General features: G+C 58.7%; 17 protein-coding genes. 6 read left to right on the plus strand and 11 right to left on the minus strand.

Annotated elements, in window-relative coordinates; all coding sequences use genetic code 11:
- Positions 1 to 5: 5 nt before the first annotated feature.
- The 3 genes from A3GO_RS0102045 to A3GO_RS0102055 form a co-directional block, all read right to left on the minus strand.
- Positions 6 to 1,271: a 2Fe-2S iron-sulfur cluster-binding protein gene (locus tag A3GO_RS0102045; protein WP_029131982.1), complete on the minus strand. Its 1,266-nt coding sequence runs from the start codon at positions 1,269 to 1,271 to the stop codon at positions 6 to 8.
- A gap of 103 nt (positions 1,272 to 1,374) precedes the next feature.
- Positions 1,375 to 2,340 (minus strand): zinc metalloprotease HtpX, encoded by a 966-nt coding sequence (locus A3GO_RS22165; RefSeq protein ID WP_037374545.1) that lies wholly within the window; start codon positions 2,338 to 2,340, stop codon positions 1,375 to 1,377.
- Between the two features lie 99 nt (positions 2,341 to 2,439).
- Positions 2,440 to 3,213 carry a DODA-type extradiol aromatic ring-opening family dioxygenase gene (locus A3GO_RS0102055; RefSeq protein ID WP_029131983.1) on the minus strand — a complete coding sequence of 258 codons (774 nt, stop codon included), beginning with the start codon at positions 3,211 to 3,213 and terminating at the stop codon, positions 2,440 to 2,442.
- 174 nt (positions 3,214 to 3,387) lie between these two features.
- Between A3GO_RS0102055 and prsT the strand changes: the two genes are divergently transcribed.
- Positions 3,388 to 6,216, plus strand: coding sequence for an XrtA/PEP-CTERM system TPR-repeat protein PrsT (gene prsT / locus A3GO_RS0102060; RefSeq protein WP_029131984.1), 2,829 nt, complete (start codon positions 3,388 to 3,390; stop codon positions 6,214 to 6,216).
- A 169-nt stretch (positions 6,217 to 6,385) separates the two neighbouring features.
- Complete coding sequence (gene xdp1 / locus A3GO_RS25135) at positions 6,386 to 7,180, plus strand: exosortase-dependent surface protein XDP1 (protein WP_029131985.1); 795 nt, start codon at positions 6,386 to 6,388, stop codon at positions 7,178 to 7,180.
- Positions 7,181 to 7,421: 241 nt separating this feature from the next.
- Here xdp1 and mgtE read toward each other — a convergent pair whose 3' ends face one another.
- The 5 genes from mgtE to A3GO_RS0102090 form a co-directional block, all read right to left on the minus strand.
- Entirely contained in the window at positions 7,422 to 8,783 is a 1,362-nt protein-coding gene (gene mgtE / locus A3GO_RS0102070) for a magnesium transporter (protein WP_029131986.1), read from the minus strand.
- Positions 8,784 to 8,882: 99 nt separating this feature from the next.
- Entirely contained in the window at positions 8,883 to 9,992 is a 1,110-nt protein-coding gene (locus A3GO_RS0102075; RefSeq protein ID WP_029131987.1) for a cation diffusion facilitator family transporter, read from the minus strand.
- A gap of 5 nt (positions 9,993 to 9,997) precedes the next feature.
- Positions 9,998 to 11,326 carry an amino-acid N-acetyltransferase gene (gene argA, locus A3GO_RS0102080; protein ID WP_029131988.1) on the minus strand — a complete coding sequence of 443 codons (1,329 nt, stop codon included), beginning with the start codon at positions 11,324 to 11,326 and terminating at the stop codon, positions 9,998 to 10,000.
- A 311-nt stretch (positions 11,327 to 11,637) separates the two neighbouring features.
- Entirely contained in the window at positions 11,638 to 11,916 is a 279-nt protein-coding gene (locus A3GO_RS0102085; RefSeq protein ID WP_157606683.1) for a hypothetical protein, read from the minus strand.
- A gap of 171 nt (positions 11,917 to 12,087) precedes the next feature.
- Positions 12,088 to 12,597: a hemerythrin domain-containing protein gene (locus A3GO_RS0102090; protein ID WP_157606684.1), complete on the minus strand. Its 510-nt coding sequence runs from the start codon at positions 12,595 to 12,597 to the stop codon at positions 12,088 to 12,090.
- Between the two features lie 206 nt (positions 12,598 to 12,803).
- Between A3GO_RS0102090 and A3GO_RS0102095 the strand changes: the two genes are divergently transcribed.
- Together A3GO_RS0102095 and A3GO_RS0102100 are read left to right on the plus strand one after the other, a co-directional pair.
- The gene (locus tag A3GO_RS0102095) at positions 12,804 to 13,670 is read left to right on the plus strand and encodes a LysR family transcriptional regulator (RefSeq protein ID WP_029131991.1); all 867 of its coding nucleotides are present in this window, start codon (positions 12,804 to 12,806) and stop codon (positions 13,668 to 13,670) included.
- Between the two features lie 32 nt (positions 13,671 to 13,702).
- Positions 13,703 to 14,227 (plus strand): DUF192 domain-containing protein, encoded by a 525-nt coding sequence (locus tag A3GO_RS0102100; protein WP_245621643.1) that lies wholly within the window; start codon positions 13,703 to 13,705, stop codon positions 14,225 to 14,227.
- 86 nt (positions 14,228 to 14,313) lie between these two features.
- Here the strand turns inward: A3GO_RS0102100 and argE are convergent, their stop codons facing one another.
- Together argE and A3GO_RS0102110 are read right to left on the minus strand one after the other, a co-directional pair.
- Positions 14,314 to 15,459 (minus strand): acetylornithine deacetylase, encoded by a 1,146-nt coding sequence (argE, locus tag A3GO_RS0102105; RefSeq protein ID WP_037374548.1) that lies wholly within the window; start codon positions 15,457 to 15,459, stop codon positions 14,314 to 14,316.
- Positions 15,460 to 15,563: 104 nt separating this feature from the next.
- A complete protein-coding gene (locus A3GO_RS0102110) occupies positions 15,564 to 16,142 on the minus strand; it encodes a TetR/AcrR family transcriptional regulator (RefSeq protein ID WP_037374549.1) in 579 nt (192 codons plus the stop codon).
- Positions 16,143 to 16,248: 106 nt separating this feature from the next.
- Between A3GO_RS0102110 and A3GO_RS0102115 the strand changes: the two genes are divergently transcribed.
- Both A3GO_RS0102115 and ilvD read left to right on the plus strand, forming a co-directional pair.
- Positions 16,249 to 17,331, plus strand: a complete 1,083-nt coding sequence (locus tag A3GO_RS0102115) for a PQQ-dependent sugar dehydrogenase (protein ID WP_084609711.1) — start codon at positions 16,249 to 16,251, stop codon at positions 17,329 to 17,331.
- Positions 17,332 to 17,410: 79 nt separating this feature from the next.
- The gene (gene ilvD, locus A3GO_RS0102120) at positions 17,411 to 19,261 is read left to right on the plus strand and encodes a dihydroxy-acid dehydratase (RefSeq protein ID WP_029131996.1); all 1,851 of its coding nucleotides are present in this window, start codon (positions 17,411 to 17,413) and stop codon (positions 19,259 to 19,261) included.
- Positions 19,262 to 19,424: 163 nt separating this feature from the next.
- Here ilvD and A3GO_RS0102125 read toward each other — a convergent pair whose 3' ends face one another.
- A complete protein-coding gene (locus A3GO_RS0102125; RefSeq protein WP_029131997.1) occupies positions 19,425 to 20,093 on the minus strand; it encodes a TIGR04211 family SH3 domain-containing protein in 669 nt (222 codons plus the stop codon).
- Positions 20,094 to 20,436: the final 343 nt, after the last annotated feature.

Below are 20,436 nucleotides of genomic sequence, written 5' to 3' on the forward strand. Positions count from 1 at the left end.
AGGTCCTAAGCAGCCAGGGTCAGGTTGTTCTTGGGACGGGTGATGCATAGCAGGCAGTGACCCGGTCGCACATCCGCATCGGCCTGCTGGTTGTACTCCACCTCGCCGGACTCGATGGCTGTTTGACAGCCGCCGCAGCTGCCGGCCCGACAGCCGGAGTCCACATCGATGCCTTGTGTCTCGGCAAACTCCAGCAACGAACCGCTATTCCAGTCCCAGGGGATCTGCTTGCCGGATTTGCTGAAGGTGACGGAGATATTGCTGTAAGCCACTTCAGGGTTGTCTGATTCGGGTTTGTCGTGCCGGATGAGCGTGGCGGGTCCGAAGGATTCGTAATAAATGTCGCTGCTCTGCACACCCCAGGCTTCCAGGCCGGGAACCAGGCTTTCCATCATCGACTTGGGGCCGCAGATGTAAAACTGATGACGCGCCAACGGCAGGGTGGCGCGCAGCAGTGGGATATCCACTCGTCCCCGGTGCTGGAAATCAATACCTTCAACGTCGTTGGCGGTTGGGTTGCTGTAACAGCAGTGCAGATGAAAATGGCGGTGTTTTTCCGCCAGCGAGAGGAGCTGCTCCCGCATGATCTGCTCGCTGCCGTTGCGGATACCGTAGAACAGCCAGATCTCCCGCTGGCTGCCCGTTTGCAGCAGGGTATTGAGTATGCTGAGCATGGGCGTAATGCCGATACCTCCCCCGATCAGTACCACCGGCAAGGCGGATTCCTGGATCAGGTGAAAATGGCCGGACGGGGCGCGGACCTGCAGATGGGTACCTTCCGTCACCTGGTCATGGAAATAGTTTGATGCGACACCGGCCGGCAGTTCCGGTCGGTCGGCTGGGGCGGGCACCCGCTTGATTGATACCCGATAGTGGTTCGGATCAGGGCTGTCGGACAGGGAGTAACAGCGAATCACGGATTTGCCCGCCTGGGGCGCCGGCGCCTCTATGTCCAGCTTAAAGGTCAGAAACTGCCCTGGCTTGAACGGCGGCAGGGGTTTGCCATCGGCCGGTGCCAGATAAAATGAGCAGATGGAGCCTTGCGCATCTTCCAGTTTCCGGCGCTGAACCACAAATTGCCTGAACCCTTTCCAGGCGTTCGCTTCAGCAGTTGCCGGGACGTCTGGGGTGGCGGGCGGCTGCATTCCGGAGAGAGCGGATGCCCCCGCCCTGAACTGTTTGCGGCGACGGTAGAGGCTGATCAGCATGATGATGGTCACCTGAACAACAATCGCCGCAAAGATAATTATTGCAAGGATTCCAGTTGTCATGTTTTGTTCACCCCGCGGACCAAGTGTCAGTCCGATTCATTGACTTTCTACGTCGAATGATTACACGGGGTGATGAAATGAAGCTGAAAACTGGTGGTGCTGTTTAGTGCCAGGTCCTGAAAAACAGTCGGTGACGCGGTGATCGCAATGTATGAAAACTATCCGGCAACCGAGTGTTCCTGCCTATACCTGGAAAAATCGGACGGGCAAGCGTTTCCGCCTCGTCCCGGAGTTCCAGCAGACGCCGCACGCGCTCGGCGGTATCGGGGTGGGTTCTGAGCAGTGAAGGCTCCGGGTCGCGATAACCCGGCAGCAGGATGCGCTGCCACAGGCTGGCATGCCGATGCTCGATCTTGCCGAGCGCAGAAGCGAGGCCCTCCGGGTCGCCGGTTATACGCACCGCACTCAAATCTGCCTGGAACTCCCTTACACGGGAGAGGCCCAGCTGCAGCAACGCACTGAGGGTGGGTGCCACGATTAACAACAGCAGACCCGATAGCGGCAGCGGGGCCATGCCCAGCAGTGCCAGTGGCAGAGAGATAAAGGCCAGCAGGATGCCGATCATTGACAGCATATGGGTGAGGCGGCTGATCAGATCCGCCAGATTCATCAGGCGCATATCATGGTTGATGATATGGCTGGTTTCATGGGCCAGCACCCCGGCCAGTTCCCGCGGATTCAGCAGCTTCAGCAGACCGTCGGTGAGGGCAATGGCGGAATCGTCACGGCTACCAACCGAAAAGGCGTTGCTGGTGCTGCTGGGAATCCAGTACAGGGTGGGTGTGGGATTGACACCGGTACGTCGTCCGATCTCCTCCATCAGCCGGATCAGGTCCGGGGCTTCGTTGGGATAAATCCGTCGTGCCTGATATAGCCGCAACAGCCAGTGTGGTGAGATGTCGGGCAGGGTGCTCATGGCGAGTATTACCCCGGCAAACACCCAGGGCCAAACTCCTTCGCCAAACAGCAGTTCACTGATCAGCGCCAGCAACAGCGCCATGCTCCCGATCAGTAGCAGGGTGTGTCCGAGATTGCGTAACTTGTGATCATTGGTCAGTTTTTGATTCATGGTTGCGTATGGGTTGTAACAAGGTGCGTTGCCATTTGTAGCATTGTGTGTCCGGTGCTGTTTTTCAACCTGGCCATTGCTTGTCGGGAGAATTTGCCATCAGTGAAACTCAAACATCGACATGCCGATATTGCCGTAGGTGAAACTGTGGTGCAGGCGTTTGCCCGGTCTGGTCTGATCACCCGCAGCCCAGGCAGTCACCAGTGGAGCAAAATGTTCGAGCGTCGGGTGGGCGGTGCGAAACAGCGGAGTGGCCTGTTCGGCTGTCAGCAGATCGTCGAAGCGGTTACCTTCCACGGCCTTCTGTAACCAGGACTCAAATCCGCTGGCCCAGGCATCGGTGTGCCCTTCCCGGTTCATGGCGCCCAGGTTATGCACCGAGCCACCGGAACCGATAATCAGCATGCCGTGCTCGCGTAGCGGCATCAGTGCTTTGCCCAGACGGGCGCACTCCTTCAGTTCACCGGAGGGAAGTGAGACCTGGACTACCGGAATATCCGCTTGCGGGTAACTCAGCATCAATGGTATCCAGACGCCGTGATCAAGTCCCCGGTCAGATATCAGTTCGGTGTCAAAGCCATGGGTTGTCAGGCTGTCGGCAATGCTGGTGGCCAGCTCGGGATAGCCTTTGGCCGGATAGGCCAACTGATAGAGCGCTTCGGGAAAACCACCGAAATCATGGATAGTCTGGTGTGCCGTTCCCGCTGTGATGCCAAGCGGATGGCGGGTCCAGTGGGCGGAGATGACGACAATCGCCCGTGGTTGCGGGAAACGTTCACCAATCTCCCTGAGAGCCGTGACCGCCTCCTGTTCCGTCAGGATAAAGTCGGGTGCGCCGTGCGAGATAAAGAGTGTGGGGTAGTGGGGCATCATGGGCTGTTCTCGGATTCAGTTCGGCCGCTATAGATTAACAGACCTCCCGTGCGGAGGATGGTTGCCTGAATCAGTCAGGGTGTTTATGGTTGTGGGCGTGCAACTGATCAATCGGCTGTCAGAACAAATCAGGGCGGTTAATCGAGTCATCGGGATGGCGATACTTTGCAAATCATGAATACAAAACAATTTTTCAAGGCTGCCGGCATGGTTTGCCTGCTGGGTGTGGGGTATGGCGGATCTGCAATGGCCGTTGTAGAGCAGCAGGGTATTGCCTCCCTGTATGAGGAGGCGTTGATCAAGTTCCAGCAAAAGGAGTTGGCAACGGCAGTTATCCATCTGAAGAATGCGCTGCGGGATGATCCGGAATTCCTGGCGGCACACCTGCTGCTGGGACGGGCATACCTGCAACAGGGTGAAGGTGCCCTGGCTGAGCGGGAGCTGGATACGGCCTTGCGGCTGGGGGCTGATCGGGCGCTTGTCTCGATACCCCTGGGGCAAGCCTATCGGCAACAGAGAAAGTACCGGCAGATTCTGGATGAGATCCATGAGGGTGAATTTTCCCCGGATCTGAATGCGGAGATCATGACAATCCGGGGGGGCGCCTACCTGGAGCTGGGTGAGATTGATCCTGCGGAGCAGGCCTTCAGAAAGGCTGCAACATTCAATCCGGCCGCGACCAGCCCGCTATTGGGGCTGGTCAATGTGCTTCTGCGAAAAGGTGACTTCAACGCCATAGACGGGATCTTGCGGCAGGCGATGGATCTGGGGCCGCAGGACTCCGGTGTGTGGCACACCAAGGGCTCGGTTGCCCATGCGCGGCATCAATTTGATGCGGCGATCAACGCATATCGCAAGGCGCTGGAATTGAACCCGGACAATTACAAGGTCCAGGTCTCCATGGCCGGCACCTACATGGATATGGGTAAGTATGGCCTGGCGCTGGAGGTGCTGGATAAGATCGGCAAGGAACAAGCCTTTGATCCCCAGGTCGCCTATCTGCGTGGAGTGGCCCACTCCCGTCTCGGCGATGCATCGGCATCCAGGGAGGCGATGCTGGAGGCCGACGGCATCATGGCCAAACTTCCCACCGATGTGAAACAGGCGCATCTGGAGACCCTGCTGTTATCGAGCCTGATCGATTACAGCCTGAACAAGATGGATGAGGCCTATGCCGGCCTGGAGCTTTATGTCAGGCGGGCTCCGGGGAATCCAGGAGCACGCAAGCTGATGGGTTCCATTTTGTTTGACAGAGGTCAGTACGACAGGGTGATCCGGGTACTCAAACCGGCACTCGATGAGATACCGAATGACTATAGATTGCTGACCATGCTGGGAACGGCGTACATGAAACAGGGGCGGTACCTGCGGGCGATCGAGCTGCTGGATCGGGCGGTAAAGCAGGGTGGTGATGCGGTGGAGGCTCGCACCCAAATCGCCCTGGGCTATCTGGCTCAGGGGCAGAGCGAAGCCGGGGTGGAACAGTTGAGTGAGGTGTTCGCTGCAACAGAGGAGGCGCGATTGGCCGGGGTAACCCTGGTCCTGGAGCATCTCAGGCGTAACGAAAATGCCCAGGCAGTCAAAATTGCCAAACTTCTCAGTGAACGCAACCCGCAAGATTTGACACTGGTGAACCTGCTGGCATCGGCTGAGATTGCGGCCGGGGAGATACCGGCTGCTACCGCTCACCTTGAACAGATACTGAAGCAAGATGAAAAATTTCTTGGTGCGGAGTTAAATCTGGTCAAGATCGACCTGGCCGCAGGCAGGATGAAGCAGGCCAGAAACCGCATCGAAAAGGCCAGGGCGAATCACCCGGGAAACACACTGGTCATGCGTGAAGAGGCCAGGCTCGAGGAGGCCGCCGGCAGACCGGAGGTGGCGGTTGAGCTGATACTCAAGGCAGTTGCGCTGGATGAGCAATCGGTTACAAACAACCTTTACCTGGGTGAACTCTATATCAAATTGGGTATGGTCAATGAACTCAATCAGCATATACAGACGCTTGAGCGTCTGTTTCCGGATGACATTCAGGTGATGCGTCTGATCGGGCTCAGTCATCTGGCCCAGAATAACCGTGACATGGCGAGAACCCAGTTTCGGCGCATGTCCAATGCGGCAGGCTATAATGCGCCGGTGCTGCTGGATGCCGCCGGTTTGTTGCGCGTGGCAGGGGATCTGGAAGGAGCCGCCTGGGCACTGATGAAAGTGCTGGAAGATAACCCCCGTTCTGTGCCGGCCCAGGTCGCCCTGGCCGAAGTCCAGCTTGCATCGGGGAAACCCGAGCCGGCTGAAAAGATCATTAGCCAGCTCATGCGTTTTCATCCGAACGAACCGGACGGTTATCGTTTACAGGCCGAACTGGCCATGCTGCGGGGTGAGTTCGCCATGGCCATTGCCGGTTACAAAAAAGCTATGGAAATGGAGGGTACGCAGGATGCTGTGCTGCGGCTCTACCAGGCTTATCTGTTCGCCGGCGATGTACAGACCGGAGTGAAACTTCTGGAGGGAAAAATAGAGGCGATTCCCGGGGAGCGTGATCGCCATCCATTAAAAAAGGCGCTGGCTGAAGGGTACCTGCGTCTTGGTGATCTGCGTGCGGCGGAGGTGGTCTACGAGGCGCTGATCAATGCCGACAGCAAGGATCCTGAGGTGTTTAACAATCTCTCGATGATCCGCTTCAGGCAGGGTCAGGACGGCGCCTTGGCCCTGGCGCGCACGGCGCAGGAACTGGCGCCGGAGAATCCCGCCATCAACGACACCCTCGGCTGGATACTGGTTACAACAGGCAAGCCCGCCGAGGGCCTGCGCTATCTGCGCAATGCCAGCCTCAGGGAGGCTTCAAACAAGGGTATTCGGTTTCATATCGCTGCCGCGCTGGTTGCGCTGGGACGCAAGGATGAAGCCCGACAGGAGTTGCAGGAGTTGGTTGGATCAGGTGATGAGTTTGCCGATCTGGTCCAGGCAAAGTCCTTGCTGGAGCAGTTGTCAACCGGGAATTAGTGTCGGATTTTTTTACATTCCGACCTGATTAAATAAAAATTGCTGATGTAACTATTTGAGTAGTAAGCGTAATTAATTTTGGTATGTATATTGCTGAGGTTTATCTGCAAAGGTTTGTAACGGCCACCAAGACCGTACGAATAATAAAATTACTGCCAGGGTTGCATATATGAAAAATAGCAAGAAAGTCACGGCAATCTTAATCCCCGGAATTCTGGCCCTGCTGCTATCAGGCGGTGCGGCGGCAGACTGGTCCTGGAGCTTTACCGGTTCATACACTGGAAACAGTTCCGGCATGACATTCAGTGGTAGCGGCGGGGCTCCCAGCGTCACGGCCACCGCCTGGTCGAATTCCGTTTCCGCTTCCAATACTTCCAGCAACTACGGCAGCGGTGACTTGGTGAAGCGAAGCATCTACAGATATTCAGGTGGCTTAGGTGTCACCAGCCCGGACGACGTGAATCAGGGCAGCCCCGAACATGCAACCGACAACCAGTACCGTATTGATTCCATTTTGCTCTATTTCGGCGGTACCGCGGTTACCCTGGATCAGGTGAAGTTTGGCTGGGTCAGTGGCGATTCCGATTTCTCCATGAGCGCCTATACGGGTGGCGGCAGCTCCAATCTGAGTGCCATGGGGTACGGTGATTTGGCCAGCAACGGCTGGTCCACCATCGGCAGTTACTACAACCCCGGCACCGCTACTACCGCGGTGAATCCCGCGGAGGTCTCTTCCAGTTACTGGCTGATCAGTGCGCTGAACCCGAACCTGGGTGGCACCAGTAATACCAATTACTACGGTAATGATTTCTTCAAGTTGGCCAGCGTCGGTGGCACCGGGCCATCCAACGAGGTGCCGGAGCCTTCTACCCTGCTGCTGCTGGGTGGCGTGCTCCTTATCACGGTAATGCGCGGCCAGGTGGTGGCAAATCGCAGAGAGTCAGGCCACGCCTTGCAGGCCTAGCCCTAGAAATAATAAATAGCGTTAAGGAAGTAGTACCTGATGGGTTACCGGAGCAATCCGGTAGCCCGTTTTTTTGCCTGGGGACGGACTTATACCGCGTAGGCCACGACTCCAGGGATGGTGGATGTAGAACGAAGCACGCCGCCAGGGATGGCGGTGGTAGACAACGTCGGGAACTGGTTGTCGAGGATGCCAGAGCCAAAGGATGGCCGGGTGTGGCGTTATTCGCGCCGGTCGGTGGTCAGATCAGAAACAGTGTGGCCAAGCCAAGGAAGCTGAGGAAGCCGATGATATCGGTAACGGTGGTGAGGATTACCGCGCCCGACAGTGCCGGGTCGATGCCCCAGCGGTTCAATAGCAGTGGGATGGCGATACCGGAAAGGGCTGCCGCCAGCAGATTGAGTATCAGGGCTGTGCCGATGATGATGGCGATACCCGGTTCGCCAAACCAGAGATAGGTGACCAGGGAGACCACCAGCGCCCAGACCACGCCGTTGACGGCGCCCACCAGCAGCTCCTTGATGGTCAGCCAGCGCACGTTGGCACTGGCGATCTGGTTCAGCGCCAGGCCGCGTATGGTCAGGGTCAGGGTCTGGCTGCCGGCGATGCCCCCCATGCTGGCCACGATTGGCATCAACACGGCCAGGGCCACGATCTGGTCCAGCGCCTCCTCAAAACGGCCGATGACCCAGGCGGCGGCAAACACGGTAATCAGATTGATGCCCAGCCACAGGCCACGGCGGCGGGCGCTGGGCAGCACCGGTGCGTACATGTCCTCCTCTTCATTCAGGCCGGCACTGCGCAGCAGGGTGCGGTCGGACTCTTCACGGATGACATCGACGATATCGTCGATGGTGATGCGCCCCAGCAGTTTGCCGCTGGTGTCCAGTACCGCCACCGAGATCAGGTCGCGCCGCTCGAACAGGGTGGCCACATCATGCTCGCTGAGATCGGCGCGGACGGTGACAGCCTCCGGTTGCATCACCGCCTCGACCAGGGTGGCGGGGTTGCTGGTCAATACATCCGAAACATCCAGCTTGCCGAGATAGTCACCCTCGTCATCGATCACCATCAGGCTGTCTGTGTGGGGTGGCAGGGACTCGTGCCGCCTCAACCAGCGCATCACCACGGCAATAGTGACATCCTTGCGCACACTGATGACGTCGGTGCTCATGAGCCGTCCGGCACTTCCCTCCTCGTAATTGAGTACGCTGTCGAGACGTTTCCGGTGGTCTGTGTCCAGTGCCAGCAGCAGGTTGCTGGTCAGGTCCTCGGGGAGTTCGTCAATGAACTCGGCCAGATCTTCCGGTGCCATCGATCCGGCGGCCGCCACCAGCTCACCCGGGTCCATTTCATCGACAATGGTGGTGCGTGCCTCATCGTGCAGAAACGAGAGTACCTCGCTCTCCTGTGCCACGGGGACCGCTTCCCACAGATCACTGCGCTGCTCGGGCGGCAGGGATTCGAGCAGGCTGGCCACCTCCGCCGGGTGGGTGGCGAGCAGGGTCTGGGTCAGCGCCTCCTGACGGCCGGTCTCCAGATCGGCAATGATCTGGTCCAGTAACGGGGTCTGGGATGGAGATGTTTCGTTTTCACTGGTCATGATTTGCGCTTTTGTCCCGACTGTTGGGAAGGTATTGGGTTGAGCGGCCTGTCTGTCGGACAGGAGGGTCTCTACAGAGTGTCAGGCCAGGGGTGATGCTCAGGGAGGGGGCTCGTCGGGCAGATTGCCGGGCTGGCTGATGCCTTCGACTTCCAGGGTGATATGGCTGACCCGTGGCAGCCGCTGCCTGATGTTTGCTTCCAGCTCATCAATGATCTCTTCAGTCCGTTTCAGGCTGACAATAACGGCCGCCCTTGCTGCGGCATAGCAGTGCAGCCTGGCATCGTCCCTGCGTTTCGCAGGTAGCTGGCTCAGAATCGCCTCACGCTCGGTCTGGATGCGCTCATGCAGACCCGGCACCACGGCCTCCTCGCGCAGTTCCACCTCGGCGACCAGGATAGTATGCGTCTCGTCAATGATGATAGAGCGCAGATCATGGCAGCGCTCCACCTGGTGATGTGCGGCAACGATATTCAGAAACAGCGCCTCCGCCTCATTGTCACGCATGTCCGCCAGGAAGCGCATGTTGGTGTAACCGAGATAGAAGGCGATCATGCCCAGCATGGCCGCGATCAGGGCGGAGAAACCCACGTCCCAGATGCCGTTGCCGGTGAGCGCGGTGAGGCCGACTCCCAGCGCGGCGAACGCCAGTCCGAGCATGGCGACTGAGTCCTCCAGCACCACTGCCACCAGGGTCGGATCGTCTGCCAGGAGTAGAAAGCGGAATGGATTGGTGACTTTGGTGAGACGCATCTTTTGCAGAAAAGCCTTGAGAGCCACCAGAAAGGAGTAACCTTCGAGTAGAAAGGCGATGGCCAGCACGGTCAGATTGACCCAGAGCGGGTTCAGCGTCAGGTCGAGGATGGTGACCGGCTCGGCTGCTGTGTTCTGCCCAAGATCGTGCCAGGAGTGCCAGGCGTGGGCAAGACCCAGGCCGGAGCCGATGGAGAACAGGCCGATGGCGCTCCAGAGATTCCAGAGATACTTTTTCTGGCCATGACCGAAGGCATAGAACTGATCAGCGGGTCGCTCTCCTTCACGCAATCCGATCAACAGGAATCCCTGGTTGAGGGTATCCATCAGGGAGTGGACCGCCTCGTTCATCATGGCTGCCGAGCCACTGATCAGGGCGGCGATAAACTTGATCACCGTGACAATGGTGTTGGAGACAATGGCCGTCAGTACAGCCGTCCTGGAACCGTGAGCCATACCGGTCACAGTCCCTTGATGAATACTTTGGAATTGCGCTGATAGTTATACAGCTGCTGCTTGGCCATCGGCAGGGTATTGACCTGGGTCGGAACGAATCCCCGCTCCCGGAACCAGTGTGCCGTCTGGGTGGTAAGCACGAACAGCCGGTTGATGCCGGCACTCAGCGCCCGCCTCTCCATGTGGGCGAGCAGGGCGTCGCCGCGCCCGCTGTTGCGGTAAGCCGGATGCACCGCGACACCGGCCAGTTCGCCGATCCGCTCCTCCACATAGGGATGCAGGGAGGCGCAGCCGATAATGGTGCCATCCAGCTCCACCACGGTGAAGCGCTCAATTTCGGTTTCCAGCAGATCCCGTGAACGGCGTACCAGGGTGCCGTTGGTCTCCAGTGGCCCGAGCAGCTCCAGAATGCCGCCGATGTCGTCGATGCGCGCGCCGCGAATCTCTTCATAGGGTTCGGCGGTCAGCAGGGTGCCGACACCATCACGGGTGAACAGCTCCTTGAGCAGGGCGCCATCCATCTGGCGTCCGATCAAGTGGGTCCGTTTGACTCCGCCCCGGCACGCTTTTACCGCGCAGTTCAACTGCTGCACCAGCTCCTCCGGCAGGCTTCTGCGCCGCTGCATTATCGACTCCACCTCCCGTGGTATCACATTGGTCAGTACTTTCCCCCGGGTGTCGGTGACCCCCTTGCCTTCGATCAGCATAATCAGTTTGTCGGCACCAAGGGCAATGGCCACGGCACTGGCCACGTCGGCTGCGCCGAGATTGAACACCTCGCCGGTGGGTGAATAGCCCAGTGATGGCACCAGGGCGATGGCGCCCGCATCCACCACGCGCTGGATCGCGTCGGCGTCGATACGCCGCACCATGCCGGTGTGGCCGTAATCTATCCCGTTGCGGATGCCGATCGGTTGCGCAGTGACGAAGTTGCCGGAGACCACCCGGATATGCACCCCCGCCATGGGTGAGTTGGCCAGTCCCATGGAGAGGCGTGCTTCAATCTCGACCCGCACCGCGCCGGTGGCGTCCTTGACGCAGGCCAGCGCCGCCTCATCGGTGACGCGCAGACCGTTGATGTATTGCATTTCAGTCTGGTGCAGCCCGAGCCGCTCTTCAATCTGCGGACGTGCACCGTGCACCAGCACCAGCTTGATGCCGAGTCCGTGCATCAGGGAGATGTCATGAATCAGATCGGCGAAGCTCTCCTCGGCTACCGCCTCGCCGCCGAACAGGATGACCACCGTCTTGCCCCGGTGGGCATGAATATAGGGTGATGAGTTGCGAAACCAATCGACGAAAGGGTCATGCTTGTTTTTTCTATTATTTGCCACGCGTACTGTTCCCGTTAGCGCCAACATTCAGGGTGAAGGTCCAAGTCTGGCCTGAGCCCTTAATGTAAACTGCATTACGGAATAATTCGAGCGCTTAACCCGAGATAATCAGGCATTGCCTGATCTATCAGGTTACGTTGCTGGCTGCTTGATCGGCTGATGCTGTGACCCGATGCCTGGTCATGGGGCGCCCCGTGGGCGCCGGGAATCATTTCACCGATCGGAAGGCGGGCACGGCCCGCACTGTAAAGTGGGTTTGGAGGATGCCCGCCCCACGAAAGCGTGACGGAGACGCAACCCCCGGCAGACTCCTAGCCATCGTACGGCGAGATCTTGTCCATCAGGTCTTGTCCGATTTTGCCCAGGTAGGCATAGCTGCGTACGGCGAGCAGGCCGAGGAATAGCACCCACCAGTTCCAGAAAGCGAAGCCGGCCGCAATGAGCGTGATGGCGGCAATAAAGGAACCGATCAGAGCCCAGAAATAGATAATCATGCCGAAACCGTCATAACCACTAAACAGTGATTGCAGGCGAGCTTCAGCTGTACGGGGGGAGTGTCTTGAAGCGAGCGGGGGAGATTTGTGAGACATGGTTTGGTGCTCCTGTCTGTGTCGATTTCAATATGCTGTCATCCTCGCGGACTCAGCGTCTGTTTCTGCTCCCCTTGCACGGTGTTGTTTCAGCATTGCCAGATCAGTGAAGCTCCCCGGGGCTGGTGATCAAATTGCTGGGGCAGACCGCGGCCTGTGGGGCGGTGAGCATTAGAATTGCCAGTCAATCTTGCTCGGGAGCGGTTTGCCCCTGTCGTTCACCGAGGTGGTATCACCGCACCACTCGATGTCGGGAATGACCGACTCCACCAGTGGAAAAAGGCTCTGCTCTTCAATCTCCATCTGTTCCCGGAACGCCCGGACAAAGTCGTCGGTAAGTTGCCGCAGTCGGTCGGGAGAAAGCCAGCTACCCTCTTGTGCCGTACGGATGTCGTTTTCCAGCGCCTCGCCACTGTCAATCACCGATTGATGGATTGCCTCCAATTCGGTCACTATCTGCCCTCTCGGGCCGGCGTATTGTAAAAGCGTCTGCCACAGCGCCTGCTCTTCCGCCTGGTGGCGGCCCTTCAGGCCAGGTTTCAGGTAGGTGATCAACTCGATGAGTTCGGCATAATCCGGTTCGTTGTCCTGTTCCACGCCGTCAACAATACCTATCAGGTAGTTTAGCAGCGCCGAAAAACGCAGGTGATCCCACTTGAGTAATTCGAGCAGATGCTTCATCAGTGTCAGTGCCCCGCTGCATGAATTGACCGGGAAAGGCAAGGGAGGGGGTATCCTGCAGGATTAGTACGTATCCTCCCATTTCGTGAGTTTGTCCTACGGATCCACCCTATCCCAGGGTTTTTGATTACACAAACGATAAATAATCAACGTTAATATTAAATATTGTTATATTATATTCGGCGGACGCTTTCGGTGGTGACTCGATGGATATTGAATTTGCACGTACCTTTCTAAAAGTGGTGGATACCGGAAGTTTTATCCGGGCCGCGAAAACCCTGCATGTCACCCAGGCGGCCGTGAGTCGTAGAATCCGTACCCTGGAGGAGTATCTCGGTTGCGATCTCTTCGTCCGCAACAAGGCTGGTGCCGTGTTGACTCCCAGTGGCAGGCGGTTTCTCCGTTATGCCGCCAATATGGTCCAGACCCTCGAGCGTGCCAGGCACGAGATCGGTGTGGCCCGGGAATTCAATGGCTCCTTGACCATTGGCGGGCGCTTTGGCCTGTGGGACGGGCTGCTGCTGCGTCTGCTGGAGAACATGCGCGCGGAGCGATCCGATATTCAGATCCGGGCACAGATCGGTTTCGAGGAGGGGTTGATGCAGGCGCTGGTGGATGGCAGCCTGGATATCGGCATCATGTATACCCCGCAAAACCGACCGACACTCCAGGTTGAGCGTCTGCTGGAAGAGGAGCTGGTGCTGGTCACCAGTCGGGGGCAGGCCGCGCAAGTGCCCGATCCGGACTGCTACGTACATGTGGACTGGGGACCCGAATTTCTGACCCAGTTAAGCGGCAGTTTGCCGGAGTTGAGCAGCCCCCGTCTCATTGTTGGTATCAGTTGGCTGGGGTTGCAACTGATCCTCACAGATGGGGGATCGGGCTATTTCCCGCGTCGCCTGGTGCAGGATCTTATCCTGCAGGGGCGACTGTACCGGGTAGACGGGGCGCCGAGCTTCCAGTTGCCGGCTTACGTGGTCTATCCCGGTGCGAGCAATAATCCCCTGGTCACCCCCACCGTTGCCGCCCTGCATCGGGTGGCGGATAAGGTTATGGCCCAGGCAGCGTCATGACCGGCAGGGACTGGCACCAACAGGCTTCATGATTGTCCTCAAACATCGTCGAATACTACAATCAGCCGTTAACCGGTTATTGTCTATTTGAAAAGACAGAAAGCGCAGTGCTGAAGCAGAACAAATCAAGCTACTTGCTATTGCTGCTGTTTACCATTCTCTCGCTGGTGGGTTGCCTGGAGTCCCGCCGGGTGACTGTTCAGGTAAACAACATCAACGCCCGGGTGGAAGTGGCCGCCACCCCCAGGCAGCGTCAGCGCGGCCTGATGTACCGTCAATTGCTTGGCAGGGATGAGGGGATGCTGATGATTTTTCCCGAGCCGCAGGAGGTGAGCCTGTGGATGCTCAATACCCGGCTACCACTGGACGTGGGTTTTTTTGATCGCCATGGTGTTTTGCGGTCGGTGATGTCGATGCAACCGGATGGTGGCGAGCAATTGTATCATTCGCCACCGGGAACCCTGTATGCACTGGAGATGAACCGGGGTTGGTTTGACCGCTATGCCTTGCTTCCCGGGTCGCGTCTTAAGCTGCCGTATGCCATGACCGGGGAGTGAGTGGCGGATAAATCCGCACCTTCAATGCACTATTCACGTCCATTTGCGTTTATTCACGGCTAACGAAACGCTCCCCGATCAGACTATCAAAGACAGAAGCTGCGGATCAGTCCCTGCAACAGGCCGACCATCGGCTGGATGCGCTCCAAACCGATAAATTCGTTGGGCTGATGCGCCTGATCGATATCGCCCGGTCCCAGAATCAGGGTCTCCATGCCCAGCTGCTGCAGATAGGGCGCCTCGGTACCGAAGGCGACGGATGACGCGGTGTGGCCGGTAAGCTGTTCGGCAGTGCGCACAATCTCGCTGTCGGCGGCGGTCTCCATGGACGGGATACCAGGGAAGGGGGTGATGATCTCCAGGCGCAGTTCGCTGCCCGACATCAGCCGTTCCAGACGCTGTGCCAGCTCGTCATGCAGATCCTGCAATACCATGCCCGGCAGCGGCCGCAGATCGATCTGCAGCTCGCAGCTGGCGCAGATGCGGTTGGGATTGTCACCACCGTGGATATGTCCCAGGTTGAGAGTCGGCACCTCCACCTCAAACAGCGGGTTTTTATGACGCGCCTGCAGTTCATCACGCCAGGCCAGGATATCCCCGATCACCCGATACATTCCCTCCAGCGCGTTTACCCCGAGCGCCGGATTGCTTGAGTGGCCGGAGCGCCCGTGCAGACGGATGATCTCCATGCTGATGCCCTTGTGCATGCGTACCGGCTTGAGTCCGGTCGGTTCGCCGATCACTGCGTAGCGGCCGAGCCGGCGGTTGGTCTCGAGCAGGGACTGGGCGCCGCACATGTTGCTCTCTTCATCCGCCGTGGCCAGCAGCGTCAGGGGTTGCTTCAATTGGCTCAGATCCAGCCCCCTTACCGCCTCCAGCACCAGGGCGAAGAACGCTTTCATGTCCGAGGTGCCGAGGCCATAGAGCCGGTTGTCCCGTTCCACCAGCCGGAACGGGTCGCTCTGCCAGCGTTGCTCATCATAAGGGACCGTGTCGGTATGACCGGACAGGACCAGCCCGCCCGGCCCTTTGCCGGCGCTCGCCACCAGGTTGAACTTGCTGGCATGACCCGGGATCGGCAGCACCTCCACCTGAAATCCCGCGCTGCGGCACCAGTCGGCCAGATGCTGGATCACCTGCTCATTGGACTGGTCCCACTGGGGGCTGATACTGCTGACCGAGGGGGCGGCGATCAGCTGTTCGATCATCGGAATCAGGGCGGGTGTGGACATAGATCCTCTTGGGGGTCTGATGGATTAATAGGGGTTTGTTATATCAGTACGGGAGGCCTGTAGGGTGGAGAAGCGGTGGCGCATCCACCAAGTGTCCCCGGCGCTCATGCGTAGCGGTCGAGATTCTCCAGCCAGCGGTTGATCTCCTTGGTGCCGCGCTCGAGAAACCCGGGGTCCTGATATACCTGGGCGATCACAATGATCCCCTGGCCTCTGGCCAGCAGCTCCAGGGAAAGTTCCCGCGCCTCCTCCGGATAACCCATCTGGGCAAACTGTTTGGCCAGCCACTGCTGAAACAGGTCAAACAACTGTTTGGCGTCACTCTTCAGTTCCGGCTGGTCTTTTGCCAATTCCACATTGAGGGATCCCATCGGACAACCGGAACGGAGCAGGGCCGGAGTGCTGTCATACATGATCTGCACGAACCGCTCCAGCCGATCAAGCGGGTTTTTGATGCTCTTCTCCCACTCCGACAGCATCAGCGTGGTGGTCTCCATGCGGTGCTTGATCACCGCCCGCAGCATCTCCTCCTTGGTCTTGAAATAGTAGTAGATATTTCCCCGCGGTACCTCCGCTTCATCCACCACATCGGTGAAGGAGGTGCGGTTGTAGCCCTTGCGGTAGAAAAGCTGGTTGGCGGCATCAATGATGCGCTGTTGGGTGCGTTCGCTTTTTGTGGTCATAGTGATGAACAGTGCTCAAGTCGTGGTTTGGATTATAGTCCTAAATTTTCGCCGGAAAGGGAATCGACTATGCTAATTAATTATGACTGATACCGGGATCAGAGTTATGCGACTGATAGTAGTGGCTTTGCCGATGCTGTTCTGGTGTGGCTGGATCCGGGCGGCGGATTTGTCGGATATTCGGTTACCGGCCGGGTTTAGGATTGAGATCGCCGTCGATGACGTGACAAATGCCCGCTCCATGGCGCTGGGAGATCAGGGGACCCTGTTTATCGGTACCCGTCGCTCGGGGCGGGTCTATGCGGTGACGGACCGGGACGGCGATGGCCGTTTCGACCCGCCACGGGTTCTGCTCAATGGGCTGCGCATGCCCAACGGCATCGCCTTCCGCCAGGGAGCACTCTATGTCGCGGAGAATCACCGTATCGTCCGTTATGATCGGATCGAGCAGCAGTTGGAGCGGCCGCCCGAACCGGCAGTGCTGGCCCGCCTGCCAACAGAGACTCACCACGGCTGGCGTTACCTGGCGTTTGGCCCCGATGAACGGCTCTACGTAGCCATCGGCGCCCCGTGCAATATCTGTGACGAACCGGGTTTTGGCACTATTGTGCGCATGCAGGCGGATGGCAGCGAACGGGAGGTGATGGCGGCCGGGGTGCGCAATTCAGTCGGTTTTGACTGGCAGCCGGGCAGCGCTGTGCTCTGGTTCAGTGACAATGGTCGGGACTGGCTGGGGGATGATTTGCCGCCGGATGAGCTAAATCGTGCCCCGGAATCCGGTATGCACTTCGGCTACCCCTATTGTCATGCCGGCGAAATCCCCGACCCGCTGTACGGGCGTGAGCGCCCCTGTGACCAGTTTATGCCGCCGGCGCTGAAGCTGGGCGCCCATGTGGCCGCGCTGGGGGTGCGCTTCTATACCGGGGAGCAGTTCCCGGCCGACTACCAGGGGCAGCTGTTTATCGCCGAGCACGGCTCCTGGAATCGCACCGTCCCGGACGGCTATCGCATCGGACTGGCGCGCATCGAGGGCGATCAGGTCACCTCCTATACCCCGTTCGCCGAGGGCTGGCTCAGCCCGGATGGGGTGACTGGCCGGCCGGTGGATCTGCTGGTGATGCCGGATGGATCACTGCTGGTGTCGGATGATCATGCCGGAGTGGTTTACCGTATCTCTTATAACCCCTAGTCTGCGAGGGGTGCTGCAAAGGTCCAAATGGTGGATAATTAGATAATTAATTGTTGATTTCGCGACGCTGGAGAAGAACATGCCCCAATACCGTTCCCGTACCACCACCCATGGACGCAACATGGCTGGCGCCCGCGCCCTGTGGCGCGCCACCGGAATGACCGACGGGGATTTCGACAAGCCGATCATTGCCGTGGTCAACTCCTTCACCCAGTTCGTGCCGGGGCATGTCCACCTCAAGGACATGGGGCAACTGGTGGCGCGCGAGATTGAAAAGGCCGGTGGCGTGGCCAAGGAGTTCAACACCATCGCGGTGGATGACGGTATCGCCATGGGCCACGGCGGCATGCTCTACTCGCTGCCCTCGCGGGATATCATCGCCGACTCGGTGGAGTACATGGTCAACGCCCACTGCGCCGACGCCATGGTCTGCATCTCCAACTGCGACAAGATCACCCCGGGGATGCTGATGGCCGCGCTGCGGCTGAATATCCCGGCGGTGTTTGTCTCCGGTGGTCCGATGGAATCGGGTAAGACCCGATTGCATGGCAAGGATCTGAAGCTGGATCTGGTGGACGCCATGGTGATGGCGGTGGATGACAGCGAGTCCGATGAGGACGTGGCCGCCATCGAGCGCTCCGCCTGTCCCACCTGCGGCTCCTGTTCCGGCATGTTTACCGCCAACTCCATGAACTGTCTGACCGAGGCGCTGGGCCTGAGCCTGCCGGGCAACGGCTCCCTGCTGGCCACCCACGAGGATCGCCGTGAACTGTTCCTGGAGGCGGGGCGGCTGGTGGTGGACATCTCCCGGCGCTATTACGAACAGGACGAGGTAGGGGTGCTGCCTCGTTCCATCGCCAATTTCGCGGCGTTCGAGAACGCCATGTGCCTGGATATCGCCATGGGCGGCTCCACCAACACGGTGCTGCACCTGCTGGCGGCGGCCCATGAGGCGGAAGTGGATTTCACCATGGCAGACATCGACCGGCTGTCGCGCAAGGTGCCGCACCTGAGCAAGGTGGCTCCCTCCACCCAGCAGTATCACATGGAGGATGTGCATCGCGCCGGTGGGGTAATCAGCATCCTGGGCGAACTGGAGAAGGGTGGCCTGATTCATGCCGACGCCGGCAGCGTGCACAGCGGCACGCTGGGCCAGGCGATTGAAAAATGGGACATCGGCCGCAGTCGGGACGAGACCGCCTGCAGTCGTTATCTGGCGGGTCCGGCGGGCATTCCCAGCCAGACCGCCTTCAGCCAGTCGACCCGCTGGCCCGATCTGGATCTGGACCGTCAGGGTGGTTGTATCCGCGATATCGAACACGCCTACAGTCAGGATGGCGGACTGGCGGTGCTCTACGGCAACCTGGCCGAGGCGGGTTGCATCGTCAAGACCGCCAGCGTCGACGAGTCGATTCTCAAATTCAGTGGTCCGGCACGTATCTTCGAGAGCCAGGAGGCAGCGGTGGACGCCATCCTGCATGATCAGATCCAGGCCGGCGATGTGGTGTTGATCCGCTACGAAGGGCCCAAGGGCGGTCCCGGTATGCAGGAGATGCTCTACCCCACCAGCTATCTGAAATCCAAGGGCCTGGGCAAGGCGTGTGCCCTGATCACCGACGGTCGCTTCTCCGGCGGCACATCCGGGCTCTCTATCGGCCACTGTTCACCCGAGGCGGCCGAGGGGGGCACCATCGGGCTGGTGCAGGAAGGGGACCGGATCGAAATCGATATCCCCGGCCGGACCATTAATCTGGTGGTCAGCGATGAAGTCTTGGCAGATCGCCGGGCACTCATGGAGGCGAAAGGGGAGCAGGCCTGGCAGCCGGTTAACCGTGAGCGGGTGGTCTCCCAGGCGCTGCGCGCCTATGCCGCCCTGACCACCAGTGCCGCCCGCGGGGCGGTACGGGATCTCAGTCAGTTGAAGCGCTGAGACCTGCCTCTGTGTATGCACATCAAGGGGCGTTTTTAAATACCGATCCATAGGGTGGGCGCGGCCGCCCTATGGTTCCAACCTTGCGCTGTACACGCCATAGGGCGCCCCGTGGGCGCCGGCATTGGCCAGGGTCGGGCCAGGTCGCCTGAGGGTCGTTCCCCTAGAGCGAACCCCAGGAGCTTTTGCGTTTGCGCACCCGCAGACTCGGCAGGATCAGTCCCAGAATAATACCGCCAACCACCACCCCACCACCGATCAGAAACCAGCGCTGGGCGCTGTCATTGCCCAGTTCGCGATTGGTCTGTTTCAACTCCTCCGCTTCCCGGGTCAGGGTGGCTACCTGTTTGCGTAAATCATTACGTTCGTTGGAGATGCGTACGGCATTGGCGGCAGTGCGCTTGATGGATTGCAGTTCATCGTCCAGCGCCTGTTTCTCCTGTTGCAGCTTCTGGTGCTGGCCGGAGAGGGCCTTGTAGTCGTCCTGCAGTTTGCTCAATTTTGCACTCAGCAGTCCGGGAGCCTCCTGCAGCTCGGCCAGCTTTGCCTCTGCCGCGACCAGGCGATCCCGGGCACTCGGAATCGGCATCAGCTGCCGGGTCAGAATATAGCCGGTGGTGCCGTCCTGGGTTTTTACCAGGGAGTAGCCGTTGTCCGGGTTGCTGCTGATCAGCTCTACCTGATAGCCGCTGGGCAGCATGCGCGTGATTTTATGGGTGGCGCTCTCTCCAGAGCGCAAGGTGACCTTGAACTGATCCGTAACGTAACGGGACTCGGCCTGCAGATTTGCTATCGCACTCAGCAGTGCCAAAAGAGTCAGGAATTTTTTCACGCGTACCTCAATGTGGATGGTAGATTTTTTCAGGCATTCTTTCAGATAGACCGCGGTCTGTCCAAGTCGAAGATCACAAATTTTTTTGCCTTTAGTCAGTTTGCGTCACTGTTATGCACATTGTTTCGGTGCCTTTAACTTAGTTAAAAAATGATGTCAACAGGTGAACTGATTTTTTATACATAATTTGTAAGTCATTGTAATTGTTATAGATAATAAACTGTATGAAAAATTATCAATCTAACCTGACAATAGCATTCTTGCGGCTTTAAGCCGGTTTCCCGGAATTTGTCCACAAAGTTATCCACAGGTTCTGTGAGTAACCGACAAAGCGCTTTTGTGA

The sequence above is a fragment of the Sedimenticola selenatireducens DSM 17993 genome, assembly GCF_000428045.1.
In the GTDB taxonomy this organism is placed as follows: Bacteria; Pseudomonadota; Gammaproteobacteria; order Chromatiales; family Chromatiaceae; genus Sedimenticola; species Sedimenticola selenatireducens.